Here is a 23,966-nt window from a genome sequence, read left to right as displayed (position 1 = left end):
CGACGGCCCGCGCGACCCGCCGGTTCACCGACCCATCACCGCTGGAAACCGACCATACCGCCATGCCCGACCGCTCCTCCGACGCCCTGCCCGCCTGGCGCCGCGCCCTCCGCGCGGCCGCCCTGTGGTTCGACACCTCCGCCGCGCCGGCCGACGGCGAGGACCCGGACCGCATCGACTGGCTGCGCGTGGTGCCCTTCATCGCCCTGCACCTGGCTTGCCTCGCGGTGTTCTGGGTCGGGTTCTCCTGGTTCGCGCTGGGCGTCGCGGCGGCGCTGTACGCGGTGCGCATGTTCGCCATCACCGGCTTCTACCATCGCTACTTCTCGCACAAGGCCTTCCGCACCTCGCGGCCGGTGCAGTTCGTGTTCGCGGTGCTGGGCGCCGCGTCGGTGCAGCGCGGCCCGCTGTGGTGGGCGGCGCACCACCGCCACCACCACCGCTTCGCCGACACCGAGCACGACATCCACTCGCCGCGGCACGGGTTCTTCCGAAGCCACATGGGCTGGTTCCTGACCCGGCGCGGCTTCGCCACCAACCTCGACGCCATCAAGGACTTCGCGCGCTTCCCCGAGCTGCGCCTGCTCGACCGGTTCGACATCCTGGTGCCCGTACTGCTGGCCGGCGGCCTGTATGCGCTGGGCGCATGGCTCGAAGGCGCGCAGCCGCAGCTGGGCACCAGCGGGCCGCAGCTGCTGGTGTGGGGCTTCTTCGTGTCCACCATCGTCCTTTTCCACGTCACCGTGACCATCAATTCGCTGGCCCACCGCTGGGGTACGCGGCGCTTCGCCACCCGCGACGACAGCCGCAACAACGCGCTGCTGGCCCTGCTCACCTTCGGCGAGGGCTGGCACAACAACCATCACCATTTCCCGGGTTCGGCGCGCCAGGGCTTCGCCTGGTGGGAGTTGGACATCACCTACCTGGTGTTGCGAACGATGGCGCTGATCGGCCTGGTGCGCGACCTGAAGCCGGTGCCGGCCAACATGCGTTCCGCGCGCCCGGAATCGGCATGAAGATCGCAGTCATCGGCAGCGGCGTGGCCGGCATGGGCGCGGCCTGGCGGCTTTCGCGCGAACACGAGGTGGTGCTGTTCGAGCGCGAGGCGCGGCTTGGCGGTCACACCCATACCCATTCGGTCGTGCAGGGGGAGCGCACGTTCGCGGTGGACAGCGGCTTCATCGTCTTCAACGCCGACAACTACCCACTGTTCTCGCGAATGCTCGACGAGCTCGGCGTACCCTCGCAGCCCACCACCATGAGCTTCTCGGTGCAGGACGCGCGCAGCGGGCTGGAATACAACGCCACCGACTTCGACAGCCTGTTCTGCCAGCGACGCAACCTGGTGTCGCCGCGCTTCTGGGGCATGGTGCGCGACATCCTGCGCTTCTACCGCGAGGCGCCGGCACTGCTGGCGTTGCCGGGCGACGGGCCGTCGCTGGGCGACTACCTGCAGGAGAACCGGTACTCGGCGATGTTCATCGAGGACCACCTGGTGCCGATGGCCTCGGCCCTGTGGTCGTCGCCGGCCGAGGGCATCATGGGCTTCCCGGCGAAGTACCTGGCGCGGTTCATGGACAACCACCACATGCTGCAGGTGCAGGGCCGGCCGCCGTGGCGGGTGGTGTCGGGCGGCTCGTCGAGCTACATCCGCGCGCTGGAGAAGGACTGGTCGGTGCAGGTGCGGCTCTCGACGCCGGTGCGCCGGGTCGACCGTGACGCCGACGGCGTCGACGTGCACACCGATGCAGGCATCGAGCGCTTCGACCAGGTGCTGCTGGCCTGCCACAGCGACCAGGCCCTGGCCCTGCTGGCCGACCCCAGCGCGGCCGAGACCGAGGTGCTGGGCGCCATCCCCTACCAGGCCAACGAAACCGTGCTGCACACCGACGCCCGCCTGCTGCCGACCCGCCGCAAGGCCTGGGCGGCCTGGAGCGCTTACGTGCCGGCCGAGCCGGGCGCGGCCTGCACCGTCAGCTACTGCATGAACCTGCTGCAGGGCATCGATTCGCGCGACCCGTTCGTGGTCACGCTCAACCGCAGCAAGGACATCGACCCCGCCAAGGTGCTGGCGCGGATGCGCTACCAGCACCCGGTCTACACCCACGCCAGCGTCGCCGCGCAGTCGCGCCGGGGCGAGATCAACGGGGTCAATCGCACCTGGTACGCCGGCGCCTACTGGGGCTTCGGCTTCCACGAGGACGGCCTGCGCAGCGGCATCGAAGTCGCGCGCGCACTGGGCGCCTCGTGGCCCTGAATTCCGCCATCTACGAAGGCTGGGTCCGGCACCGCCGCTACGCGCCGCGCCCGCACCATTTCCGCTACCGGATGTTCCAGCTCTACCTCGACCTGGCCGAACTGGATCGGGTGTTCGCGGGCCGCTGGTTCTGGTCGGTGGGTCGCCGCAACCTGGCCCAGTTCCGGCGCAGCGACTACCTGGGCGATCCGGCGGTGCCGCTGGACACCGCCGTGCGCGACCGGGTCGAGGGCGTGCTGGGCCGGCGCCCCGACGGGCCGATCCGGCTGCTCACGCACGGCCGCTATTTCGGCGTGGTGATGAACCCCGTGAGCTTCTATTACGGCTTCAAGGCCGACGGCGAGACCCTCGACTGGATCCTGGCCGAGATCACCAACACGCCCTGGAACGAGCGCCACGCCTACCTGCTGCCGGTGGACCGCGCCGAGCGCCGGGGTGACGCCCTGCACTGGGGCTTCGACAAGGCCTTCCACGTTTCCCCGTTCATGGCCATGCAGCGCCGGTACCGGTGGGCCTTCCAGGTGCCCGGCGAGGGCCTTCGGGTGCACATGGACGTCCTGGACGGGGAGGCGCGCGAGTTCGACGCCACCCTGGTGCTGGACCGTCGACCGATGGACGCGCACACGCTGGCTTCATGCCTCGCGCGGTATCCATTCATCACCGTGAAGGTCGCGGCCGCCATCTATTGGCAGGCCACCCGGCTCTGGTTCAAGCGCATTCCGTTCCACCCGCATCCCGAAAGCCACACCCGGAGTTGATTGATGAGCAGTCCCGCCGAAACCCTGGCCAGCGCCACCGAGGCCTCGGGCCGCTACGGCGCCCTTGACCGGATGCTGCGCAAGCGACTGCTGGCCACCCTGGACGGGCTGGCCGGGGGTGAGGTGACCGTGCGCGACGGGCTGGGCACCGAGACACTGGGTGAAGCCGGCACGGGCCTGTCCGTGAGCCTGGACATCCTGGACCCCGGCTTCTACCGGGCGCTGGCCGCCAACGGCTCGGTCGGCGCAGGCGAGGCCTACATGGATGGCCTGTGGCGCTGCGACGACCTGGTGGGGCTGGTACGCCTGCTGGTGATCAACCGCGACCGCCTGGATGCCATGGAAACCGGCCTGGCCCGGCTCGGCGGCGTCGCCATGCGCACCCTGCACGCCTTCAACCGCAACACCCGCGGCGGCAGCCGCCGCAACATCGCGGCGCATTACGACCTCGGCAACGACCTGTTCAAGCTCTTCCTCGACGACAACCTGATGTACTCCTCGGCGATCTTCGCCGGGCCGGAGGAGTCGCTGGAGTCGGCGCAGCGCCGCAAGCTCGAGCGCATCTGCCGCAAGCTGGACCTCAAGCCGACCGACCACCTGGTCGAGATCGGCACCGGCTGGGGCGGCATGGCCCTTTATGCCGCGAAGAACTTCGGCTGCCGGGTCACCACCACCACGATCTCGCGCGAGCAGCACGCGCTGGCCACGGCGCGCATCGCCGAGGCAGGGCTGTCCGACCGCGTCACGGTGCTGCTGGAGGATTACCGCGACCTCTCCGGCGAGTACGACAAGCTGGTGTCGATCGAGATGATCGAAGCCATCGGCCACCAGTACCTCGAGACCTATCTCGACAAGTGCGCGTCCCTGCTCAAGCCGGACGGCCTCGCGCTGATCCAGGCGATCACCATCGAGGACCACCGCTACGAGCAGGCGCTCAAGTCGGTGGACTTCATCAAGCGGTACATCTTCCCGGGCAGCTTCATCCCCTCGGTGAGCGCGATCACCGGCGCCGCGGCCCGCGCCAGCGACCTGCGGCTGGTCAACCTCGAGGACATCGGCCCGAGCTACGCCACCACGCTCAACCACTGGCGCCAGCGCTTCATGGCGAAGCTAGACCAGGTGCGTGCGTTGGGCTACGACGAGCGCTTCATCCGGATGTGGGAGTTCTACCTCTGCTACTGCGAGGGCGGCTTCATCGAGCGCTCGATCGGCGACGTGCACCTGTTGTTCGCGCGTCCGGGCAACCGTCGCCCGCAGTACCTGCCCGCCCCCGAGGCCACCTGACATGAACCGGGCACTGGCCAACGTCGCGAACGTGGTGGGCTACCAGGCCGTGTGGCTGGCGAGCGTCGCCGGCGCAGGCGCCGGCATGGTCTGGGCCGGGCCGGTGGCGGCACTGGTGTTCGTCGCGGCCACGCTGGCGTTCGGCGGGCGGCGCGCGCAGGACCTGCGCCTGCTGGCCGTGGCGCTGCCGCTGGGCATCCTGCTCGACACCGCCTTCGCCGCCTCCGGCTGGCTTCGCTACGCCGAGCCCTGGCCCTGGGCCTGGGCCGCGCCAGCCTGGATCTGGTCGCTGTGGGCCGGATTCGCGATGACACTCAACCACTCGATGGCCTTCCTGCGCGAGCGGCCGGTCGTGGCGGCACTGCTGGGCCTGTTCGGCGGGCCGCTGGCCTACTGGGCGGCGGCGGGCGCCTTCGACGCCGTCAGCTTCGGCGCGCCGGTGGCTTGGGTGATGGGCGCGCTCGCGCTGGGCTGGGCGGTGGTGCTGCCGGCCCTGTTCGCGCTCGATGCGCGACTGGCTCCGCCGGTGCCGGACAAGGCGCTGGCGTGAACTGCTGGCAATCCCTCGGCATCATCTGGCTGGCCTCGGCGCTGGCAATGGCGGCGCTGTGGGCCTTCTCGATGCGGGTCCGGAACGTCGGCTACGTGGATGTCGGTTGGGCCGGCCTGATGGCGCTGGCCGCGCTGTTCGCCGGCATCGTCGGCGAGGGCGCGCCACTGGTGCGCGGCCTGGTGGCCATGTTCGGCAGCGTCTGGGGCGCGCGGCTGTGCCTGCACCTGCTGCACCGCGTGCTCAACGAAGAGGAGGACGGCCGCTACCGCGCCCTGCGCGAAACCTGGAACGGCAGCCCGGCGCGCTTCTTCGCCTTCTTCCAGCTGCAGGCGGTGGTGGTGGCGCTGTTCTCGCTGCCGTTCATGGCGGCGGCCGCCAATCCGGACTACCAATTCAGCGCCTGGCTCTTGCTGGCGATCGCCGTGTGGCTGGTGTCGATGGCCGGTGAGTCGCTGGCCGACCGCCAGCTCGCGCGCTTCCGTGCCGAGCCCGCGAACCGCGGCAAGACCTGCCGCGAGGGGCTGTGGGCGTGGTCCCGGCACCCGAACTACTTCTTCGAGTGGCTGCACTGGTTCAGCTACGTGCTGCTGGCCGTGGGCAGCCCGCTGTTCTGGTTCTCGCTGGCCGGGCCCGTGGTGATGTTCGCCTTCCTCTACCGCGTCAGCGGCATCCCGTGGACCGAGGCGCAGTCGCTGCGCTCGCGCGGCGAGGACTATGCCGCCTACCAGCGCGAAGTCAGCGCCTTCTTCCCCTGGCCCCCGCGCCGAAATCCCTGAAACCCCCGGAGTCCCGAATGTCCCTGATCGACCTGTGCGAGCGCGGCCTGCTGCCCGATGCCCTCACCCGCCTCGGCATCCGCCGGCTCAGCGCCCAGCGCCTGCGCGACGAGGGCGCGCACGACCTGGAGGCTGCCGACCAGCGTTTCCGCCGCCTGCTCGACGAACTGCGCCGCAGCCCGATAGCGATCGAAACCGCCGCCGCCAACGAGCAGCACTACGAAGTGCCGACGCGGTTCTTCGAGCTGTGCCTGGGCAAGCGGCTGAAGTATTCGAGCTGCTACTACCCCAACGGCGACGAGGACCTCGACACCGCCGAGGAAGCGATGCTGGCGCTGTACGGCGAGCGCGCCGAGCTGGCCGACGGCCAGCGCATCCTCGAGCTCGGCTGCGGCTGGGGCTCGCTGACGCTGTGGATGGCGCAGCGCTTCCCGAACGCGCGCATCACCGGCGTCTCCAACTCGCGCACCCAGCGCGAGCACATCCTGGCCCAGGCCGCGCGCCGCGGGCTGGGCAACGTCGAGATCATCACCTGCGACGTCAACCAGCTGGAGCTGCCGGAACACCAGTTCGACCGCGCGGTGTCGATCGAAATGTTCGAGCACATGCGCAACTACCAGCACCTGCTGGGCCGGGTCTCGCGCTGGCTGGTGCCGGGCGGCAAGCTGTTCGTGCACATCTTCTGCCACCGCAGCCTGATGTATCCGTTCGAGACCGAGGGCGAGGACAACTGGATGGGTCGGTATTTCTTCACCGGCGGCCTGATGCCCTCCGCCGATACCCTGCTGCACTTCCAGGACGACCTGGCGATCGAACAGCGCTGGCTGCTTTCGGGCCGCCACTACGAGCGCACGGCGAACCAGTGGCTCGAGAACCAGGACCGGAACCGCGACGAGGTGATGGCGGTGCTGACCGAGGCCTACGGCGCCGCCGAAGCGGCGCGCTGGCACCAGCGCTGGCGGATGTTCTGGATGGCCTGCGCCGAACTGTTCGGCTACTCAGGCGGCAACGAGTGGGGCGTGGCCCACTACCGCTTCAGCACGCCGAAGTAAGGCGCTCGCTTCAGCACTTCTGGGTGGCGGTGACCTTGCAGCCGGTGGCCGCCGGCGCAGGGGCTGCGGTAGCCGTGGCGCTGGCCGGACCCGGCTTGCCGGTGGCCACGCGGATGCCCTTGGCCTTCATCCAGGCGTCGAACTCCTCGGCGGTCATGCGCCGGCCGTTCTGGCTCATGTCGAAACGCCAGGGCGAGTTGTCGTGCTCGGTCTTGGGCTGGTAGGCCGGGGCGCTGGCCGGCGCCGACGCGGTGGCCGGGGCCGCCTGTTCGCGCGCAGCGACCTGCTGCGGCGCCGGCTTGCGGGCACGCGCGATGAAATCGTTGACGTTGACGCAGGCCGACAGCGCCGGCGGCGCCCGGTACATCTCGGGCGCCGGCACGGTGGCCGGCACGGGCGGCGCGCTGGCGGTGCCGCAGGGTGCGGTGGCGGCGCTGGCGATGGCCGGCAGGAACAGGGAAACCAAGAGGATGCTGCGGATCATCGGGCACCAGCGGAAGCGGGGGGTTGCGGAAGCTTAGGTGTGACGCAGGTCGCACGCAATCGGCGAAAACGTGCGGCGGTTCACAAAACACATCCAGACCCCGGCAAAAAGAGAAGCCCGGCACTGGGCCGGGCTTCGGGTGTTGCCGTGGAGACTGAAGGATCAGTTCTGCACGTTCAGCTCGGTGCGGCGGTTGCGCGCACGGCCTTCGGCGGTGTCGTTGGTGTCGATCGGACGGCTCTCGCCGAAGCCGTTCGGACCCACCAGGCGGCTCGCGTCGATGCCGTTGTTGGTCAGGTAGCTGTACACCGTGCGGGCGCGACGCTCGGACAGGCCCTGGTTGTACTGCTCCGAACCGACCGAGTCGGTGTGACCGGCGACTTCAACCTTCAGCTGCGGGTACTTGGCGAGGATCGACACGGCCTCGGCCAGGATGGCCTCGGCGTCCGGACGCAGGGTGTCCTTGTCGAAGTCGAAGTTCACGCCCTTCAGGTCGATGGTCAGCTGCACCGGGCAGCCGTCCGGACCGATGGCCTGGCCAGCGGCGGAGTTCGGGCACTTGTCGTCGCAGTTGTTGATGCCGTCGCCGTCGTCGTCGAGGTCGGCGCAGGTCTGCTGCGGGACGACCGGCGCCGGGGTCGGCTCGACCGGGGCGGCCAGGTTGCCCAGCTTCACCAGGACGGTCAGGCCGGCCAGGAGGTCGTTGAACTGGCGGTCATTCGGAGCCACGATCGAGCTGTCGTCGAACGAGATGCGGTTGGCGATTTCGCCGCGCAGCGAGTAGCGGTCCCAATTGCCCTGCACGCCGAGGCCGACCTGGGCGGTCAGGTTGGTGTCTTCGCGCTGGCCCGGGGAGGTCGGGAGCGGGAAGGCATCGAACTCTTCCTCGGACTTCTGCGCGCCGACGCCGAAGCGCAGGAACGGGTTCCAGCTGCGGCCTTCCTTGATGAAGTGGTAGCGCGCGTCGATGGTGGCGCCGTACTGGCTGAACAGCAGTTCGCGGCCGTTGAAGTTCGGGTTCTGGTAGTTCACTTCACCGTCGATCGACCAGTTCGGCGAGATGAACTTGCCGAAGCCGAGGGTGTAGTACAGCGGATCGGAGGTGCCGCGGTCGTCGTCCTGGAAGTTCAGGCCGGCGCCACCGGACAGGTACCAGCGATCATCGAAATCCTGCGCAGCAACGGAATGCGCCATGGTGGCCGCGGCAAGCAGGGCGCAGCACAGTAGGTTCTTCTTCATGACTTGGCTCCAGTTAAAACTAAGGGGGGTGAATTCAAAAACGGGGGCGAAAATGCGCCGCCACCTGGGCACGACTCAATGCTGGCTGTTCTTGAGTTAACGGGAATCTAACATTTAATCGCCCGCCGAGCAAGCTTGCCCTTCACAACGTGAACAAATCCACAAAGCGATGGATCGGGGTTGCCTCGAATCGCGACGTGTCGCCGGTAAGTGACAGTATTTGCTCGACTTTCCGTCCCGGCAGCTGGCCACGGGCAGCCGATTCGAACTTCTGCAGGAGCGCCGGGATCCCCTCCCCTCGCCGCTCGCGGTGGCCGATCGGCATGTCGATCGAGACCTTGCCGGTGCTGGTGCCGTCCTTGAAGAACACCTCGACGGCATTGCCGATGGTGCGCTTCTCTGGGTCGGCGTAGTCGCGGGTGAAGGCGGGGTTCTCCCGGACCTTCATGCGGGCCCGCAGGGCGTCGATGCGCGGGTCGGCCGCCACGGCATCCGAGTAGTCCTCGGCGTCCAGACGGCCGAACAGCAGCGGCACCGCCACCATGTACTGCAGGCAGTGGTCCCGGTCGGCCGGGTTGGCCAGCGGGCCGGTCTTGTCGATGATGCGCAGCGCCGCCTCCTGCGTCTCGATCTCGATACGCTCGATCTGGTCGAACCGGCCGGCGACCTTGGGATGCAGCTGCATGGCGCACTCGACTGCGGTCTGGCCGTGGAACTCGGCCGGGTGGCTGACCTTGAACAGCACGTTCTCCATCACGTAGCTGCCAAAGGGGCGGTCGAATTCGAAGGGTTTGCCGCCGAACAGGACATCGTAGAAGCCCCAGGTCTTCGCGCTGAGCGCGCTCGGGTAGCCAACGACGCCCTTCACGGCGTTCAGCGCATGGGTCACCGCCCGGCGGCAGGCGTCGCCCGCGGCCCAGCCCTTGCGGGGGCCGGCGTTCGGCGCATGCCGGTAGGCGCGCAGTGAGCCGCCATCCAGCCAACTGTTGCTGACCGCGCTGATGATTTCCTCCTTGCCGCCCCCCAGCAGGTGGGTGGCCACCGCGGTGGACGCCAGCCGCACCAGCAGCACGTGGTCCAGGCCAACGCGGTTGAAGCTGTTGAGCTCGGCGTAGGTGCCCTGGATCTCGTGGGCCTTGATGGCGGCGGTGAGCACGTCGCGCACCGTCACCGGCTTGCCGTGCTCGCGCTCGGCCTTGCGGCTGAGGTAATCGGCCACCGCGAGGATGGCGCCGAGGTTATCCGAGGGATGCCCCCACTCAGCCGCCAGCCAGGTGTCGTTGAAGTCGAGCCAGCGGACCTGGACGCCGATGTTGTAGGCCGCCTGCGCCGGGTCGAGCTCGAAGGAGGTGCCGGGGACGCGGGCGCCGCCGGGCAGGCCGGCCCCCGGCACGATCGGCCCGAGGTGCTTGACGCATTCGGGGTGGCGCATGGCCAGCATCGCGCATGCCAGCGAGTCGAGCAGCATGTAGCGCGCCGTCGTGTAGGCCTCGGAGGAGCCGATGTAGTAGTCGGTGACGTAGTTGGCGATGTCCACCATCGCCTGGTCCGGCTCGGGGCGCTGTGCGGAGCGGATGTCTTGCTGGCTCATGGGGCGGCAGTCCGTACGTGCGTGGCGTGTGATGGAGTTTGCCAGAAGCCGGCTGCTGTCGCCGACCCTTCGCCAGTGAACGCAGCGGCGCGCCCGGAGCGGACGCCTTCGCGCCGCGGCCGGGATCAGGCCGCGCGCGGTGCCAGGAAGCCCACGATGTGGTCCAGCACGTCCCCGTCCCGCAGCACGTCGCGATGCCCAAGGCCCCGGGTCGCGTGCAGCTCGCCGCGGGTGGCCCGGGCGATGCGCTCGGCGTCGGCGAAGGGGATGATGCGATCGTCGCGGTCATGGACCACCAGCACCCGCTGGGCCAGGCCGTTGGCAACCAGGTCGATGTCGAGAGCCTCGGGCGCGACGCCCGTGCGCGAGTGCATCTTCGCGAAGAATCGGCGCCGCGCCTCCTCGGGCAGCCCCAGTGCGCGGCTCATGCGCGCCAGCACGCCGACCAGGCCCGCCGGCGCGGCAATGGCGACGCCGCGCGCCGAGTCGAGGCCACGACTGAGGGCATAAAGCGCGGATGCGCCACCCATGGAGTGTCCCACCACGGCATGCAAGGGACCGACTTCGGCGGCCACTTCCTGCAGCGCGTCGGCGAAGACCACCGGGTCGGCCTCGGCACCCGGCGAGCGGCCGTGGGCCGGCGCATCCAGCGCAATCAACTGATAGCCGCGACGGGCCAGGCGCTCGCCCAGTCCGCGGAACTGCGCGGCCCGGCCTTCCCAGCCGTGCAGTGCCAGCACCGTGGGGCCACCGTGACCCCAACGCAGTCCCGCCAGCCCGAAGCGGAAGGTCACCGGCATGGCGCCCTCCGGGTCCGGGCGGCGGCGGCGGCCGATGGGCCGGGTCGCGAGGCGCCTGGCCATTTCGGCAGCCAGGTCCGGAAACAGGTTGCCCAGCAGGCGGCCGAGCGGACGAATCAATTTGGCATTCATTGGGGGCACCGTTATTGGTTTCGCTATAAAACCAATCGCAGTTTGCCGTATCTGGTTGCATTATGCAACCATCTCGTCTAGCCTGCGCCCATGAAGCGAACTTCCTATGCAGACATGCCCTGCCCCATGGCCCAGGCCCTGGAACGGGTCGGCGAGTGGTGGAGCCTGCTGATCCTTCGCGAGTGTTTCGGGGGCGTTCGTCGTTTCGGCGATTTCGAACGCCGGCTGGGCATCGCCAAGAACGTGCTCAGCGCCCGGCTCAAGCACCTGGTCGAGGCGGGGGTACTGGAGCGTCGTGCCTCGAAGGAGGACGCGAGGGAGATCGAGTACCGGCTGACCGAGAGCGGCAAGGACCTGGCGCCGGTGCTGATCGCACTGGCCCAATGGGGCGACCGCTGGATCTATGGCGGCAAGGCCCCGGTCCGCTTCGTGAACCGCCATACCGGCGCGCCGCTGGCGGACCTCGGCCTGCGCGACGACAACGGTGAACGCCTGTCCCTGCGCGACCTGCAGATGCAGCGGGTCGGCGAAGAAGGCAAGGAATGAACCCTTTCCGCCGCGTCTTGTCCGCGCCGTCCGTTACGGGCAAGGTGCGGGACTCCACCGCCACGCGCCGCCAGCCATGACCGCCACGTCGTACCCGCATCTCTTCCAGCCGCTCGACCTCGGCTTCTGCACGCTGCCCAACCGGGTCCTGATGGGTTCGATGCACACCGGCCTGGAAGACCATGCCCGCGACTTCCCCAAGCTCGCCGCGTATTTCCGCGAGCGCGCCGAGGGTGGCGTCGGCCTGATGGTCACCGGCGGCATCGCGCCGAACCTGGTCGGCTGGCTCAAGCCCTTCGCGGGCAAGCTCAGCTGGCCGTGGGAAATCCACAAGCACCGCATCGTCACCCAGGCCGTGCACGCCGCCGGCGGCAAGATCTGCATGCAGATCCTGCACGCCGGTCGCTACGCCGCGCATCCGCTGCTGGTTTCGGCGTCGAAGATCAAGGCGCCGATCAGCCCGCTGACGCCGCGCGCCCTCACCGCCTGGGGCGTCGAGCGCCAGATCAAGGCCTTCGTCAACACCGCCCGCCTGGCCCGCGAGGCCGGCTACGACGGCGTCGAGGTGATGGGCTCGGAGGGTTACCTGATCAACCAGTTCCTGTCGGCGCGCACCAACAAGCGCACCGACGCCTGGGGCGGCACGCCGGAGAAGCGCATGCGCTTCGCGGTCGAGATCGTGCGCCGCATCCGCGAGGCGGTGGGGCCGGACTTCATCCTCATCTACCGGCTGTCCATGCTCGAGCTGGTCGAGGGCGGCTCCGACTGGGACGAGATCGTGCTGCAGGCCAAGGCCATCGAAGCCGCCGGCGCCACCATCATCAACACCGGCATCGGCTGGCACGAGGCCCGGGTGCCCACCATCGCCACCTCGGTGCCACGCGCGGCCTTCGCCGGCGTCACCGCCAAGCTCAAGCCGCACGTGGCGCTGCCCCTGGTCGCCACCAACCGCATCAACATGCCCGAGGTCGCCGAGGACATCCTTGCCCGCGGCCAGGCCGACATGGTCTCGATGGCCCGGCCGCTGCTGGCCGACCCGCAGTGGGTCAACAAGGCGCGCGCCGGCCGCCGCGACGAGATCAACACCTGCATCGCCTGCAACCAGGCCTGCCTGGACCACGTGTTCGTGGCCAAAAAGGCCAGTTGCCTGGTCAACCCCCGCGCCTGCGCCGAAACCGAACTCAACTACCTGCCCGCGGCAACGCCGCGCCGAATCGCGGTGGTCGGCGCCGGCCCGGCCGGGCTTGCCTGCGCCACGGTCGCCGCCGAGCGCGGCCACCGGGTCACGCTGATGGACGCCTCGCCGCGGATCGGCGGCCAGTTCAACCTGGCCAAGACCATCCCGGGCAAGGAGGAATTCCACGAGACCCTGCGCTACTTCGACAAGCGCCTGCAGCTGACCGGCGTCGAACAGCGCCTGGGCGCGGCGGTGGATGCGGAACACCTGCTGGCCGGGGGCTTCGACGAGATCGTGCTGGCCACCGGCATCCGGCCCCGCAAGGTCGCCTTCCCGGGCAGGGACCACCCCAAGGTCGTCAGCTACCTCGACGTGCTTGGCGGGAAGGTGGTGCCGGGCCAGAAGGTCGCGATCATCGGCGCCGGCGGCATCGGCTTCGACGTGGCCGAGTACCTGGTGCACGAAGGCGAGTCGCCGACCCTGGACACGGGGCGCTGGCTGGCCGAATGGGGCGTCGCACCGGATTTCGAGGGCGCCGGCGGCCTGGCCAAGCCCAAGCCCGAAGCCCCCGCCCGCGAGGTCTGGCTGCTGCAGCGGAGCCCGGGCAAGCCGGGCGCGAAGCTGGGCAAGACCACCGGCTGGATCCACCGCTCGGCGCTCAAGGCCAAGGGCGTGCAGGCGCTCGGCGGGGTCGAGTACCTGGGCGTCGACGACAGCGGGCTGCGCATCCGCGTGGACGGCCGGGAGCAAGTGCTGCCAGTGGACCACGTGGTCGTCTGCGCCGGCCAGGAGCCGCTGCGGGCGCTGTTCGACCCGCTGGTGGCGGCAGGCAGGCAGCCGCATCTGATCGGTGGCGCCGACGTTGCCGCCGAGCTCGATGCCAAGCGCGCCATCGACCAAGGCAGCCGTCTCGCTGCGGGTTTCTAGGCCGGCCAGCGGCCATTTCGGCGGCCGGCTTGAGTAATCACTCCAAATAAAATCAACGGGTTGTGAATACCCGTTCAGCTGGAGTTCGGGTTCCGGCCGTACCATGCGCGTCGGAACCGGCTCCCGTCCCCAGGACCCGCCGGCCAGATACGGCCCCCCAGCGCATGGCTTGGCGGGGTTTCCGGACGGCGCCCAACCTTCGACGCCCCGACCGGAATGCGAGCCTCGCTCGTCCATCCCCAAAACGCCAGGCCGCATCCCTCCCCCCGTCCCGTTGGAGATTCCAACAGGCGACCCGCCGCAAGGCGGACGGTGGAGTGCGGCGCAACGGAGCAAGGAGTTCCGCCATGAAGTTGTCCTTCATCCTGTGGCTTGCCCAGGTGCTGCCCCAACCCGCCGCCGACCCGCTCTGCCTGGCGACGACCATCTACCTAGAAGCCCGCAACCAGTCCGAACTGGGCCAGCGTGCCGTCGCCGAGGTGGCCTTGCGCCGCCGGGACAGCGGCCGCTGGGGCGAGTCGGTCTGCGAAGTGGTGACCGCCCGCAAGCAGTTCGCGCCGACCATCGTCCATCCCGGCCTGCGGATGAAGAACCTCGAGGCCTGGGAAAAAGCCGTGGAGGTCGCGTTCGAGGCCCAGCACGACTGGCGCCAGCCGGCCGGCCAGCGCAATGAGGTCGTCCCGGGCGCCAGCCACTTCGCCGCCCTCGACCTCGCCAATCCGGCCTGGGCCACCGCGCCGCGGGTGGCCACCATCGGCGACCACACCTTCTTCCGGGTCCAGCGGCTGACGCCGCCGACCGTGACCATGTCGGTGCCGACGGCGGCCACGCCCGCTGGCCCGCACGCGAGCCAGCGCCTGGCCCCCTGAACGAAAACGGGGTCAGGTTCCGAACCTGACCCCGCTCCCCCCACTTCTTTTGGTCAGCGCTTGTCGATCGCCACGAAGGCGCGGTCCTCGGGACCGGTGTAGTTCGCGCTCGGGCGGATGATCTTGCCGTCGATGCGCTGCTCGATCACGTGCGCCGACCAGCCGCTCGTGCGGGCGATCACGAACAGCGGGGTGAACATCGCGGTCGGCACCCCCATCATGTGGTAGGCCGAGGCGCTGTACCAGTCGAGGTTCGGGAACATCTTCTTGAGGTCCATCATCAGCGTCTCGATGCGCTCGCTGACGTCGAACAGCACCTGGTTGCCGCCTTCCTTGCAGAGCTTGCGGCTGATGTCCTTGATGATGGGGTTGCGCGGGTCGCCGATGGTGTAGACCGGGTGGCCGAAGCCGATGACGATTTCCTTGCGCTCCACGCGGGCGCGGATGTCGGCCTCCGCCTCGTCGGCGCTGCCGTAGCGGGCGATGATCTCCATCGCGACTTCGTTGGCGCCACCGTGCTTCGGGCCGCGCAGCGCGCCGATGGCGCCGGTGATGCAGCTGAACAGGTCCGAGCCGGTGCCGGCGATGACGCGCGCGGTGAAGGTGGACGCGTTGAACTCGTGCTCGGCGTACAGCACCAGCGACTGGTCGAGCGCGCGCGCGTGCGAGGCGCTCGGCGGCTCGCCGTGCAGCAGGTGCAGGAAGTGGCTGGCGATGGTGTCGTCGTCGGTCTCGACGTCGATGCGGCGGCCGTTGCGGGTGAAGTGCCACCAGTACAGCAGCATCGAGCCGAAGCTGGCCATCAGCTTGTCGGCGATGTCGCGGGCCTCGTTCACCGGGTGGCCGTCGCGCTCGGGCAGCACCACGCCGAGCACCGAGCAGCCGGTGCGCAGCACGTCCATCGGGTGCGCGTTGGCCGGCACCAGCTCGAGCGCGTCGGTGACGATCGCAGGCAGGCCGCGCAGGCGCTTGAGCTTGGTCTTATAGGCCGCCAGCTGGCTGGCGGTGGGCAGCGTGCCGTGCACCAGCAGGTGCGCCACTTCCTCGAAGCCGGCCTTCGTGGCCAGGTCATGGATGTCGTACCCGCGGTAGTGCAGGTCGTTGCCGCTGCGGCCGACGGTGCACAGCGCGGTGTTGCCGGCGGCGGTGCCGCTCAGGGCCACCGACTTCTTGGGCTTGGGCAGGGTGGATTCGGTCATGGCTCAGTCTTCCTTCTTTTCCTCGGCGAACAGCTGGTCGAGCTTGTCTTCGTAGGCGTGGTAGCCCAGGAAGTCGTAGAGCTCGGCGCGGGTCTGCAGGGTGTCGACGATGTTCTTCTGGGTGCCCTCGCGGCGCACGGTCTCGTAGAAGTGCAGCGCGGCCTTGTTCATGGCGCGGTACGCGCCGCAGCAATAGAGCGCGATGTCCACGCCGGCGTCGCGCAGTTCCCCGGTGGTGAAGAACGGCGTGGAGCCGAACTCGGTGAGGTTGGCCAACACCGGCACCTTCACCGCGGCCTTGACCTTGCGGTAGTCGTCCAGCGAGCGCATGGCTTCCGGGAAGACCATGTCGGCACCGGCCTCGACGTAGGCCACGGCGCGCTCGATCGCGGCGTCCAGGCCCTCGACCGCGGCGGCATCGGTGCGCGCCATGATCACGAAGCCCGCGTCGGTGCGAGCGTCCACGGCGGACTTCACGCGATCGACCATCTCCTGCGTCGAGACCACTTCCTTGCCCGGGCGATGCCCGCAGCGCTTCTGGCCGACCTGGTCCTCCATGTGCACCGCGGCGACGCCGATGCGCTGGAAGTTCCTGATGGTGCGGCCGATGTTGAAGGCGCCGCCCCAGCCGGTGTCGATGTCCACCAGCAGCGGCATGCCGGTGGCATCGACGATGCGGCGCGCGTCGGTGAGCACGTCCTCCATGGTGCTGATGCCAAGGTCGGGCATGCCCAGTGAGTTCGCGGCGACGCCGCCACCCGACAGGTACAGCGCCTTGTAGCCGGTGCGCTTGGCCATCATGCCGGCGTACGCGGTGATGGCGCCCATCACCTGCAGCGGGGATTCTTCCCTGACGGCGGCGCGGAAGCGCGCGCCGGCCGAGTTCATGTCAGTCATTTCGTTTCCCTCAATCGCGAAGGCGACCCGTGGGTCGCCTTCGCGGTGCCGTCAGAGCAGGTGGGCGACGCCGGCGCGCTCTTCCTCGAGCTCGGCCAGGGTTTTGTCCATCATGGTGCGCGAGTACTCGTCGATCTCGAGGCCCTGCACGATCTCGTACTTGCCGTCCTTGCAGGTCACAGGGAAGCCGTACATCACGTCCTTCGGGATGCCGTAGCTGCCGTCCGACGGGATGCCCATCGTCGCCCACTTGCCGTTCGTGCCGAGCACCCAGTCGTGGATGTGGTCGATGGCGGCGTTGGCGGCCGAGGCCGCGGAGCTCAGGCCGCGGGCCTCGATGATCGCGGCGCCGCGCTTGCCGACCTTCGGGATGAAGGTTTCGCGGTTCCAGGCTTCGTCGCCGATCTTGTCCTTGAGCGAACCGCCGGCCACGGTGGCGAAGCGGTAGTCGGGGTACATGGTCGGGCTGTGGTTGCCCCAGACCACCAGCTTCTCGATGCCGGCCACGTCGACGCCGGCCTTGATGGCCAGCTGCGACAGCGCGCGGTTGTGGTCCAGGCGCAGCATCGCTGTGAAGTTGCGCGGGTTGATGTCCGGCGCCGACTTCATGGCGATGTAGGCGTTGGTGTTGGCCGGGTTGCCGACCACCAGCACCTTGATGTCGCGCGAGGCCACGGCGTTGATGGCCTTGCCCTGCACGGTGAAGATCTCGGCGTTCTTGAGCAGCAGGTCCTTGCGCTCCATGCCCGGGCCGCGGGGCATGGCGCCGACCAGCAGGGCGACGTCGGCGTCCTTGAACGCGACCATCGGGTCATCGGTGCCGACCATGCCGGCCAGCAGCGGGAAGGCGCAGTCCTCGAGCTCCATCATCACGCCGCGAAGGGCGGCCTGGGCCTTCTCCATCGGCAGCTCGAGCATCTGCAGGATCACCGGCTGGTCCTTGCCCAGCATCTCGCCCGAGGCGATGCGGAACAGCAGGGAGTAACCAATCTGGCCGGCGGCGCCGGTGACGGCAACGCGAACGGGGGTTTTCATGACAGCTCCTTACGAAAGTTCGGCGAAGAATTCCTGGATGCGCTGCAGGCCCTTGGGCAGCTGCTCGGTCGGGCAGGTGTAGCTGATGCGCAGCGCGCGCGGCTCGCCGAAGGCCGAGCCGGGAACGCAGGCCACGCCCTTGGCTTCGAGCAGCACGCTGCAGAAGTCGACGTCGTTGGCGATCTTCACGCCCTTGTGCGACTTGCCGAAGGCGCAGCTGATGTCGGGGAACACGTAGAACGCGCCCTGCGGCTTCGGGCAGACCACGCCGGGGATCGCGTTCAGCGTGTCGACCACCCTGTCGCGCTTGGCCTGGAACTCGGCGCACTTGCCCAGCGGCACGTCCTGCGGGCCGGTCAGCGCGGCGACCGCGGCGGCCACGACGACCTCGGGCAGGTTGGTGATGTGCGTCGAGTTGAGCACCGTCATCGCCTTGGCCACCGATTCCGGGCCGGCCATGAAGCCGACGCGCCAGCCGGGCATGCCGTAGGTCTTGGACAGCGAGTCGACGAAGATCACGCGCTCGCGCAGCTCCGGGCGGGCCTGCACGAAGTTGTGGTAGCCCAAGCCGTCGAACACCATCGTGTTGTAGATGTCGTCGGTGATGACCCAGGTGTCCGGGTGCTTCGCGACGACGTCGGCCAGCGCCGCGATTTCCGCGCGGGTGTAGACCATGCCGGTCGGGTTGTTCGGGTTGTTGAACAGGAACACCTTCGGCTTGGTCGCCAGGGCGGCATCGAGCTGGGCCGGCGTGAGCTTGTAGTCCTGGCTGGCCGGGCACGGCAGCGCGAGGATCTTCGCGTTCAGCACCTCGGCGATGTCGGCGTAGGTGGTCCAGTACGGCACGGCGTAGGCGATGGTGTCGCCTTCGTCGAGCAGGGCCTCGGCCAGGTTGTAGAGGATGTGCTTGGCGCCGATGCCGGTGGCGCAGTGCAGGCGCGTGTAGCCGGTGAGGCCCAGGCCCTCGAGGTGGTGCAGGAATGCGTCGAGCAGGGCGTCGGAGCCGCGGTTGCTGCCGTACTGGCCGCTGTCCTTGGCCAGCGCCTCGCGGGCGGCGGCGTAGACGTGCTCGCCGGGCAGGAAGTTGGGGACGCCGATGGAGAAGCTGACGATGTCGCGGCCTTCGGCCTTGAGCTTCTTGGCCTTGTCGGCGACGGCCATGATGGCGCTGGGCTTGGCACGGCCCATGCGCTTGGCAAGCTGGGGCATCGCAATCCTCGCAGGGGTTGTGGCGGGGCGGAAAAACCCCGGAAGGATACCACGCACGCCCACCCCGACGCCCCCGCCCGGGCTTGCCCTGCGCAGACTTTCGGGCATGCTGGCGCCAGGAGGAACGCCATGGCCCCGACCCGTCGCACCCGCTGGCTGCTCGCTTGGGCACTCGCCCTGTGGCTGCCCCTGCAGGCCCTCGCCTACGACCAGAACCGGGTCGCCACCGATGACGCCGGGCGTCCGCTGCGGATCCAGGGCAGCGTGGTGGTGGTGGAGCCGGACATCGAGCTCACCGAAGTCACCGCCGGTGGCCTGCAGGAACCCCGGCGGGAATGGTCCGAGGCGGCGCGCCGGCACTTCCCGGCCGCGGTCGCCCGCCTGCTCGACGAAGGCGGCACGGCCCGCCAGCCCGACTTCGACCTGCCCGACGACCTGGCGCCCGACTCGCGCCTGGGCCAGGTGGTGCGGCTGAACGAGGCGGTGGCCACCAGCATCGCCGTCTACACCCGCAGCGGTAGCTACCTGGCCACCAAGGACCGCCGCCTCGACTGGACCCTCGGCCCCGGCGTGGAGACCCTACGCGAGGCCACCGGCGCCGACTATGCGCTGTTCACCTACATCCGCGACAGCTACGCCAGCAGCGGCCGCAAGGCCATGCGCGTACTGGGCTTCCTGGCCGGCGCGGCGATGGGCAGCTACGTCGACATCGGCGGCGGCCAGCAGGTGGGCGTGGCCACCCTGGTCGACCTGCGCACCGGGCAAGTGGTGTGGTTCAACCTCATGTCCAACCAGTCCGGGGACCTGCGCGATGCGCAGGGCGCGGAAGAAACCGTGGCCGACATGCTGTCGGGGCTGCCGCTGTGAACCGACGCCCCGCCCTGCTGCTGGCCACGCTGCTGGCCCTGGCCGCACCCGCGCTCCTGGCCGTGGAATCGGCCCGCCCGGGCCAGCGCCCGGCCGCCGGCAGCGACGAGGACGAACTCTGGTACGCGATGGACCGCGCCGAGCGCGACCTGCAGCAGCACCCGAGCCTGGTGCGCGATCCGGCGCTCAACGCCTACGTGCGGGGCGTGGCCTGCCGGGTCGCGGCCGACCATTGCGGCGACATGCGCGTCTACATCGTCGAGCAGCCGTGGTTCAACGCCTCGATGTCGCCCAACGGCATGATGATCGTTTGGACCGGCGCCCTGCTCCGCTTCCAGGACGAGGCCGAGCTCGCGCTGGTGCTGGGCCACGAGTTCGCGCATTTCCGCCAGCGCCACTCGCTCCAGCAGTGGCGCCGGGCCAAGCGCAGCTCGGCCTTCCTCGGCTCGTTCGGGCTGTTGGCCTGGGGCGGTGGCGCGGGTGCCGCAGGCTACCTGGCCAACATCCTGGGCGCGGCGAGCATGTACCAGTTCTCGCGCGACGCCGAACGCGAGGCGGACCGCATCGGCTTCGCGGTGGCCACCGGCCAGGGCTACGACGCCCACGCCGGGGCGCGGCTGTGGCAGCGCATGAAGGACGAAGAAGACGCGCGCCGCTACGGCAAGCCGGTGCCGGTGTTCGCCAGCCACCCCAAGACCGCCGAGCGGCTCGAGGACGTGCGCAGCGCGGCGGAGGCCAGCGGCCAGGCGTCGGGCGACTCCGGCCGCGAGGCCTACCGCGAAGCGGTGCGACCCTTCCTCGCGCACTGGCTGGAGCTGGAGCTGTCGCGCCGCATGTACGACTCCTCGGTGCGCGTGATCACCGACCTGCGAAAGCACGCGGAGCCCGAGATGCAGGCCACCTACGCGTTCTACGAAGGCGAGGCCTACCGGCGGCGGGGCGACGAGGGCGACCTGGCCCGCGCCCGTGCGCTTTACGCGGAAGCCATCGCCCTGCCCTCGCCGCCCGCGGCCGCGCACCGCGAGCACGGCCTGGCGCTGCGGAACGATGGCCGCCGCGCCGAGGCCGCCACCGAGCTGCGCCGCTACCTCGAGCTGGCGCCGGCGGCCGAGGACGCCGCCTTCGTCCGCCAATACCTTGCCGAACTGGAGGCCTCGCCATGATTCGATTCCCGCTGCGATGCGCGGCGATGGCCCTCGCCGTGCTGCTGTTGGCCGCCTGCGCCAGCGGCGGCGCCGGCGGGAGGCTGCAGGAGGCCGGCAATGCCCGCGTGTTCGACCTGGCGCTGGACACCGGGCTGGACTGGGCCCGCCTGAAGGCACCGCGTCAGGAGCAGTGGACGATCGACGGCGCGCCGCTGAACCAGCTGATCGTCATTTCCGGCATCAGGCCCGGCGAACACGTGTTCCTGGGCGCCCGGGAGCGGCGCAGCCGCCCCGACGGCCCCTGGTTCCGCAAGGGCATGCGGCCAGACGAGGTGCGCGACATCGTGCTCGACGGCCTGCGCGGCGGCGGCTGGGCGAACGTGCGCGGCAGCGCGCTGCGGCCGGCGAACTGGGGCCCCACGCCGGGCCTGCGCTTCGACCTCGCGCTCGATAACCCGGGCGGGCTGCAGTACCGCGGCATGGCCACGGCCGCCGAACGCGACGGCCGGCTGACCCTGCTGGTGTGGATCGCCCCGGCCGAGCACTACTACGGCCGGGACGCGGAGGCGGTGTCGCGGATGTTCGACAGCCTGCGCTTCGTCAAGTGAAGCGCGGCCGGGGCCTTGCGCCCCGGCCGGTGGCCTGGCCTCAGGCCTGGGCGTCGAGCGTCTTGTTCCACTCGCCGACGCGGGCGGCCTGGCTGGCCAGCAGCGGGGCGGCGTCGCCCTCGATCTTGACGCTCTCGATCTTGTCGCCGCCGCGCACGGCGTCCACCACCTGCTGGTCGCCGGCGCCGATCACTTCACCGAACACGGTGTGCTTGCCGTCCAGCCACGGCGTGGCGACGTGGGTGATGAAGAACTGGCTGCCGTTGGTGCCCGGGCCCGCATTGGCCATGGACAGCACGCCGGGCTTGTCGTGGCGAAGGTCGGCGCGGCACTCGTCCTCGAAGCGGTAGCCCGGGTTGCCGGTGCCGGTGCCCTTCGGGCAGCCGCCCTGGATCATGAAATCGGGGATGACGCGATGGAAGCTCAGGCCATCGTAGAACCCGCGCTGGGCGAGGTTGACGAAGTTGGCGACGGTCAGCGGCGCCTTGTCGGCGTGCAGCTTGATGCGGATCGGGCCGCGGCTGGTGGTGAAAACGGCGGTCAGGGACATGGATTGCTCCGGCGTGGGTGGCCGGGCGGGGCCCGGCGGGCTGACTAGGATGCCACAGGCCTGTCGGCACCGGCGCGCCTGAACAGGCATTCAGCAACGGTTTACCGCTATAATCGCCGGCTTCCTTCAGCCACGAGCAGCGCGCCGCCAGGCGTCCATCCGCATGTCCATCGAAAAGCTCCGCAACATCGCCATCGTCGCCCACGTCGACCATGGCAAGACCACCCTGGTCGACCAGCTGCTCAAGCAGTCCAACACCCTGGGCGAGCGCCAGCAGCTGGCCGAGCGCGCGATGGACAGCAACGACCTGGAAAAGGAGCGCGGCATCACCATCCTTTCCAAGAACACGGCGATCCGCTGGACCTCGCCGGCCGGCGAGGAATACCGCATCAACATCGTCGACACCCCGGGCCACGCCGACTTCGGCGGCGAGGTCGAGCGCGTGCTGTCGATGGTCGATTCCGTGCTGATCCTGGTCGACGCGATGGACGGCCCGATGCCGCAGACGCGCTTCGTGACCCAGAAGGCCTTCGCGATGGGCTTCAAGCCGATCGTGGTCATCAACAAGGTCGACCGCCCGGGCGCGCGCCCGGACTGGGTGCTGAACCAGACCTTCGACCTGTTCGACCGCCTCGGCGCCACCGACGAGCAGCTCGACTTCACCGTGGTCTACGCCTCGGGCCTGAACGGCTACGCCGGCATGGACGAGTCGGTGCGCTCGGGCGACATGACCCCGCTGTTCCAGACCATCGTCGACAAGGTGGCGCCGCCGCCGGTGGACGAGGAAGGTCCGTTCCAGATGCGCATCACCTCGCTCGACTACAACAACTACGTCGGCATCATCGGCGTGGGCCGCGTGCAGCGCGGCACCATCCGCACCAACCAGCAGGTGTCCGTGGTGGCGCGCGACGGCAAGGTGCGCAACGCCAAGGTGCTGCAGGTGCTCGGCTTCATGGGCCTGGAGCGCCACGAGGTGAAGGAAGCGCGCGCCGGCGACATCATCGCCATCTCCGGCATCGAGGGCCTGGGCATTTCCGACACCGTGTGCGACGTGTCCACGCCCGAGCAGCTGCCGGTGCTCACCGTCGACGAGCCGACGATCAGCATGACCTTCCAGGTCAACGACTCGCCCTTCGCCGGCAACAAGGACCGCAGCGGCGGCAAGTTCCTCACCTCGCGCCAGCTGCGCGACCGCCTGATGCGCGAGACCCAGCACAACGTGGCGCTGAAGGTCGAGGACACCGCCGACGCCGACAAGTTCAAGGTCAGCGGCCGCGGCGAGCTGCACCTCTCGATCCTGATCGAAACCATGCGCCGCGAGGGCTACGAGCTGGCCGTGTCGCGCCCCGAGGTCATCATCAAGGACATCGACGGCGTGAAGTCCGAGCCGTTCGAGTCGCTGGTCGTGGACCTCGAGGAGCAGTACCAGGGCGGCGTGATGCAGCGCCTGGGCGAGCGCCGCGCGATCCTCCAGAACATGGAGCCGGACGGCAAGGGCCGCGTGCGCATCGACTTCATCATCCCGGCCCGCGGCCTGATCGGCTTCCAGACCGAGTTCCGCACGATCACCGCCGGCACCGGCCTGCTCTTCCACGTCTTCGACCACTACGCGCCGAAGCAGGAAGGCGAGATCGGCCAGCGCCAGAACGGCGTGCTGATCTCCAACGGCACCGGCCCGTCGCCGGCCTACGCGCAGATCGCGATGCAGGAGCGTGGCCGCCTGATGGTCGAGCCGGGCGAGGAGATCTACGAAGGCCAGATCGTCGGCATCCACTCCAAGGACAACGACCTCACGGTCAATGCCCTGCGCGGCAAGCAGCTGACCAACTTCCGCGCCTCGGGCACCGACAAGGACGAAGGCCTGATCCCGCCGGTGAAGTTCTCGCTCGAGCAGGCGCTGGAGTTCATCGACGACGACGAGCTGGTCGAGATCACCCCGGTCGCCATCCGCCTGCGCAAGAAGTTCCGCACCGAGAACGACCGCAAGAAGGCCTCGCGCGGCTAAGCGCAG

The 23,966-nt window shown here is 69.4% G+C and carries 23 protein-coding genes; 14 read left to right on the top strand and 9 right to left on the bottom strand.

Going from position 1 to position 23,966, the window contains the following annotated elements:
* The first annotated feature begins 62 nt into the window (after positions 1 to 62).
* The 7 genes from Q0C12_RS03410 to Q0C12_RS03380 all read left to right on the top strand — a co-directional run bounded on the left by Q0C12_RS03410 (position 63) and on the right by Q0C12_RS03380 (position 6,680).
* Positions 63 to 1,016: an acyl-CoA desaturase gene (locus Q0C12_RS03410; protein ID WP_343212429.1), complete on the top strand. Its 954-nt coding sequence runs from the start codon at positions 63 to 65 to the stop codon at positions 1,014 to 1,016.
* Positions 1,013 to 2,257, top strand: coding sequence for an FAD-dependent oxidoreductase (locus Q0C12_RS03405; RefSeq protein ID WP_290886207.1), 1,245 nt, complete (start codon positions 1,013 to 1,015; stop codon positions 2,255 to 2,257). Before Q0C12_RS03410 ends, Q0C12_RS03405 begins: the two co-directional genes overlap by 4 nt.
* Positions 2,248 to 3,015, top strand: a complete 768-nt coding sequence (locus Q0C12_RS03400) for a DUF1365 domain-containing protein (protein WP_290886205.1) — start codon at positions 2,248 to 2,250, stop codon at positions 3,013 to 3,015. The genes Q0C12_RS03405 and Q0C12_RS03400 overlap by 10 nt, the downstream gene beginning before the upstream one ends.
* Positions 3,016 to 3,087: 72 nt before the next feature.
* On the top strand, positions 3,088 to 4,299 hold the full coding sequence (locus Q0C12_RS03395; RefSeq protein WP_290886263.1) for a cyclopropane-fatty-acyl-phospholipid synthase family protein: 1,212 nt from the start codon (positions 3,088 to 3,090) through the stop codon (positions 4,297 to 4,299).
* Position 4,300: 1 nt separating this feature from the next.
* Entirely contained in the window at positions 4,301 to 4,849 is a 549-nt protein-coding gene (locus Q0C12_RS03390; RefSeq protein ID WP_290886204.1) for a DUF2878 domain-containing protein, read from the top strand.
* Between the two features lie 47 nt (positions 4,850 to 4,896).
* A complete protein-coding gene (locus Q0C12_RS03385) occupies positions 4,897 to 5,628 on the top strand; it encodes a DUF1295 domain-containing protein (protein WP_290886261.1) in 732 nt (243 codons plus the stop codon).
* Between the two features lie 17 nt (positions 5,629 to 5,645).
* Positions 5,646 to 6,680, top strand: a complete 1,035-nt coding sequence (locus tag Q0C12_RS03380; RefSeq protein ID WP_290886202.1) for a cyclopropane-fatty-acyl-phospholipid synthase family protein — start codon at positions 5,646 to 5,648, stop codon at positions 6,678 to 6,680.
* Positions 6,681 to 6,690: 10 nt separating this feature from the next.
* Here Q0C12_RS03380 and Q0C12_RS14860 read toward each other — a convergent pair whose 3' ends face one another.
* The 4 genes from Q0C12_RS14860 to Q0C12_RS03360 all read right to left on the bottom strand — a co-directional run bounded on the left by Q0C12_RS14860 (position 6,691) and on the right by Q0C12_RS03360 (position 10,926).
* Positions 6,691 to 7,164, bottom strand: a complete 474-nt coding sequence (locus Q0C12_RS14860) for a hypothetical protein (protein ID WP_343212427.1) — start codon at positions 7,162 to 7,164, stop codon at positions 6,691 to 6,693.
* 162 nt (positions 7,165 to 7,326) lie between these two features.
* Positions 7,327 to 8,403, bottom strand: a complete 1,077-nt coding sequence (locus Q0C12_RS03370) for an OmpA family protein (protein ID WP_290886199.1) — start codon at positions 8,401 to 8,403, stop codon at positions 7,327 to 7,329.
* Positions 8,404 to 8,545: 142 nt separating this feature from the next.
* Positions 8,546 to 9,994 carry a bifunctional 2-methylcitrate dehydratase/aconitate hydratase gene (locus Q0C12_RS03365; RefSeq protein WP_290886196.1) on the bottom strand — a complete coding sequence of 483 codons (1,449 nt, stop codon included), beginning with the start codon at positions 9,992 to 9,994 and terminating at the stop codon, positions 8,546 to 8,548.
* A gap of 125 nt (positions 9,995 to 10,119) precedes the next feature.
* Positions 10,120 to 10,926: an alpha/beta fold hydrolase gene (locus tag Q0C12_RS03360; protein ID WP_290886195.1), complete on the bottom strand. Its 807-nt coding sequence runs from the start codon at positions 10,924 to 10,926 to the stop codon at positions 10,120 to 10,122.
* A 126-nt stretch (positions 10,927 to 11,052) separates the two neighbouring features.
* Here Q0C12_RS03360 and Q0C12_RS03355 point away from each other — a divergent pair, with 126 nt between their 5' ends.
* From Q0C12_RS03355 to Q0C12_RS03345, 3 genes are all read left to right on the top strand, one after another.
* Positions 11,053 to 11,472, top strand: a complete 420-nt coding sequence (locus Q0C12_RS03355; RefSeq protein WP_290886194.1) for a helix-turn-helix domain-containing protein — start codon at positions 11,053 to 11,055, stop codon at positions 11,470 to 11,472.
* 76 nt (positions 11,473 to 11,548) lie between these two features.
* The gene (locus tag Q0C12_RS03350) at positions 11,549 to 13,576 is read left to right on the top strand and encodes an NADPH-dependent 2,4-dienoyl-CoA reductase (RefSeq protein ID WP_290886192.1); all 2,028 of its coding nucleotides are present in this window, start codon (positions 11,549 to 11,551) and stop codon (positions 13,574 to 13,576) included.
* Positions 13,577 to 13,923: 347 nt separating this feature from the next.
* Positions 13,924 to 14,445, top strand: coding sequence for a cell wall hydrolase (locus Q0C12_RS03345; RefSeq protein ID WP_290886191.1), 522 nt, complete (start codon positions 13,924 to 13,926; stop codon positions 14,443 to 14,445).
* A gap of 53 nt (positions 14,446 to 14,498) precedes the next feature.
* Here Q0C12_RS03345 and prpC read toward each other — a convergent pair whose 3' ends face one another.
* From prpC to Q0C12_RS03325, 4 genes are read right to left on the bottom strand one after another with little or no spacing between them, the layout of a single operon-like run.
* Positions 14,499 to 15,644 carry a 2-methylcitrate synthase gene (gene prpC / locus Q0C12_RS03340; protein ID WP_290886189.1) on the bottom strand — a complete coding sequence of 382 codons (1,146 nt, stop codon included), beginning with the start codon at positions 15,642 to 15,644 and terminating at the stop codon, positions 14,499 to 14,501.
* Positions 15,645 to 15,647: 3 nt separating this feature from the next.
* The gene (gene prpB / locus Q0C12_RS03335) at positions 15,648 to 16,541 is read right to left on the bottom strand and encodes a methylisocitrate lyase (RefSeq protein WP_290886187.1); all 894 of its coding nucleotides are present in this window, start codon (positions 16,539 to 16,541) and stop codon (positions 15,648 to 15,650) included.
* Between the two features lie 51 nt (positions 16,542 to 16,592).
* Complete coding sequence (locus Q0C12_RS03330; RefSeq protein ID WP_290886185.1) at positions 16,593 to 17,576, bottom strand: malate dehydrogenase; 984 nt, start codon at positions 17,574 to 17,576, stop codon at positions 16,593 to 16,595.
* 9 nt (positions 17,577 to 17,585) lie between these two features.
* Positions 17,586 to 18,785 (bottom strand): aminotransferase class I/II-fold pyridoxal phosphate-dependent enzyme, encoded by a 1,200-nt coding sequence (locus Q0C12_RS03325; protein WP_290886183.1) that lies wholly within the window; start codon positions 18,783 to 18,785, stop codon positions 17,586 to 17,588.
* Between the two features lie 129 nt (positions 18,786 to 18,914).
* Between Q0C12_RS03325 and Q0C12_RS03320 the strand changes: the two genes are divergently transcribed.
* From Q0C12_RS03320 to Q0C12_RS03310, 3 genes are read left to right on the top strand one after another with little or no spacing between them, the layout of a single operon-like run.
* Entirely contained in the window at positions 18,915 to 19,652 is a 738-nt protein-coding gene (locus Q0C12_RS03320) for a hypothetical protein (RefSeq protein ID WP_290886181.1), read from the top strand.
* Positions 19,649 to 20,815, top strand: coding sequence for a M48 family metallopeptidase (locus tag Q0C12_RS03315; RefSeq protein WP_290886179.1), 1,167 nt, complete (start codon positions 19,649 to 19,651; stop codon positions 20,813 to 20,815). The genes Q0C12_RS03320 and Q0C12_RS03315 overlap by 4 nt, the downstream gene beginning before the upstream one ends.
* Entirely contained in the window at positions 20,812 to 21,405 is a 594-nt protein-coding gene (locus Q0C12_RS03310; protein ID WP_290886177.1) for a hypothetical protein, read from the top strand. Before Q0C12_RS03315 ends, Q0C12_RS03310 begins: the two co-directional genes overlap by 4 nt.
* A gap of 40 nt (positions 21,406 to 21,445) precedes the next feature.
* Here the strand turns inward: Q0C12_RS03310 and Q0C12_RS03305 are convergent, their stop codons facing one another.
* Positions 21,446 to 21,955 (bottom strand): peptidylprolyl isomerase, encoded by a 510-nt coding sequence (locus tag Q0C12_RS03305; protein WP_290886175.1) that lies wholly within the window; start codon positions 21,953 to 21,955, stop codon positions 21,446 to 21,448.
* Between the two features lie 163 nt (positions 21,956 to 22,118).
* Here Q0C12_RS03305 and typA point away from each other — a divergent pair, with 163 nt between their 5' ends.
* Complete coding sequence (gene typA, locus Q0C12_RS03300; RefSeq protein ID WP_034213235.1) at positions 22,119 to 23,960, top strand: translational GTPase TypA; 1,842 nt, start codon at positions 22,119 to 22,121, stop codon at positions 23,958 to 23,960.
* The last annotated feature ends 6 nt before the right edge of the window (positions 23,961 to 23,966 follow it).

This window comes from Arenimonas sp. (assembly GCF_022842045.1).
Taxonomy (GTDB): domain Bacteria; phylum Pseudomonadota; class Gammaproteobacteria; order Xanthomonadales; family Xanthomonadaceae; genus Arenimonas.
The sequence above is the reverse complement of the archived record's forward strand: the minus strand, read 5'-3'. Positions and strand labels throughout refer to the sequence as shown.

Coding starts and splice junctions, on each gene's coding strand:
- Q0C12_RS03410 (WP_343212429.1), top strand. CDS start 63: ATGCCCGACCGCTCCTCCGACGCCCTGCCCGCCTGGCGCCGCGCCCTC.
- Q0C12_RS03405 (WP_290886207.1), top strand. CDS start 1,013: ATGAAGATCGCAGTCATCGGCAGCGGCGTGGCCGGCATGGGCGCGGCC.
- Q0C12_RS03395 (WP_290886263.1), top strand. CDS start 3,088: ATGCTGCGCAAGCGACTGCTGGCCACCCTGGACGGGCTGGCCGGGGGT.
- Q0C12_RS03390 (WP_290886204.1), top strand. CDS start 4,301: ATGAACCGGGCACTGGCCAACGTCGCGAACGTGGTGGGCTACCAGGCC.
- Q0C12_RS03385 (WP_290886261.1), top strand. CDS start 4,897: ATGGCGGCGCTGTGGGCCTTCTCGATGCGGGTCCGGAACGTCGGCTAC.
- Q0C12_RS03380 (WP_290886202.1), top strand. CDS start 5,646: ATGTCCCTGATCGACCTGTGCGAGCGCGGCCTGCTGCCCGATGCCCTC.
- Q0C12_RS14860 (WP_343212427.1), bottom strand. CDS start 7,164: ATGATCCGCAGCATCCTCTTGGTTTCCCTGTTCCTGCCGGCCATCGCC.
- Q0C12_RS03370 (WP_290886199.1), bottom strand. CDS start 8,403: ATGAAGAAGAACCTACTGTGCTGCGCCCTGCTTGCCGCGGCCACCATG.
- Q0C12_RS03365 (WP_290886196.1), bottom strand. CDS start 9,994: ATGAGCCAGCAAGACATCCGCTCCGCACAGCGCCCCGAGCCGGACCAG.
- Q0C12_RS03360 (WP_290886195.1), bottom strand. CDS start 10,926: ATGAATGCCAAATTGATTCGTCCGCTCGGCCGCCTGCTGGGCAACCTG.
- Q0C12_RS03355 (WP_290886194.1), top strand. CDS start 11,053: ATGGCCCAGGCCCTGGAACGGGTCGGCGAGTGGTGGAGCCTGCTGATC.
- Q0C12_RS03350 (WP_290886192.1), top strand. CDS start 11,549: ATGACCGCCACGTCGTACCCGCATCTCTTCCAGCCGCTCGACCTCGGC.
- Q0C12_RS03345 (WP_290886191.1), top strand. CDS start 13,924: ATGAAGTTGTCCTTCATCCTGTGGCTTGCCCAGGTGCTGCCCCAACCC.
- prpC (WP_290886189.1), bottom strand. CDS start 15,644: ATGACCGAATCCACCCTGCCCAAGCCCAAGAAGTCGGTGGCCCTGAGC.
- prpB (WP_290886187.1), bottom strand. CDS start 16,541: ATGACTGACATGAACTCGGCCGGCGCGCGCTTCCGCGCCGCCGTCAGG.
- Q0C12_RS03330 (WP_290886185.1), bottom strand. CDS start 17,576: ATGAAAACCCCCGTTCGCGTTGCCGTCACCGGCGCCGCCGGCCAGATT.
- Q0C12_RS03325 (WP_290886183.1), bottom strand. CDS start 18,785: ATGCCCCAGCTTGCCAAGCGCATGGGCCGTGCCAAGCCCAGCGCCATC.
- Q0C12_RS03320 (WP_290886181.1), top strand. CDS start 18,915: ATGGCCCCGACCCGTCGCACCCGCTGGCTGCTCGCTTGGGCACTCGCC.
- Q0C12_RS03310 (WP_290886177.1), top strand. CDS start 20,812: ATGATTCGATTCCCGCTGCGATGCGCGGCGATGGCCCTCGCCGTGCTG.
- Q0C12_RS03305 (WP_290886175.1), bottom strand. CDS start 21,955: ATGTCCCTGACCGCCGTTTTCACCACCAGCCGCGGCCCGATCCGCATC.
- typA (WP_034213235.1), top strand. CDS start 22,119: ATGTCCATCGAAAAGCTCCGCAACATCGCCATCGTCGCCCACGTCGAC.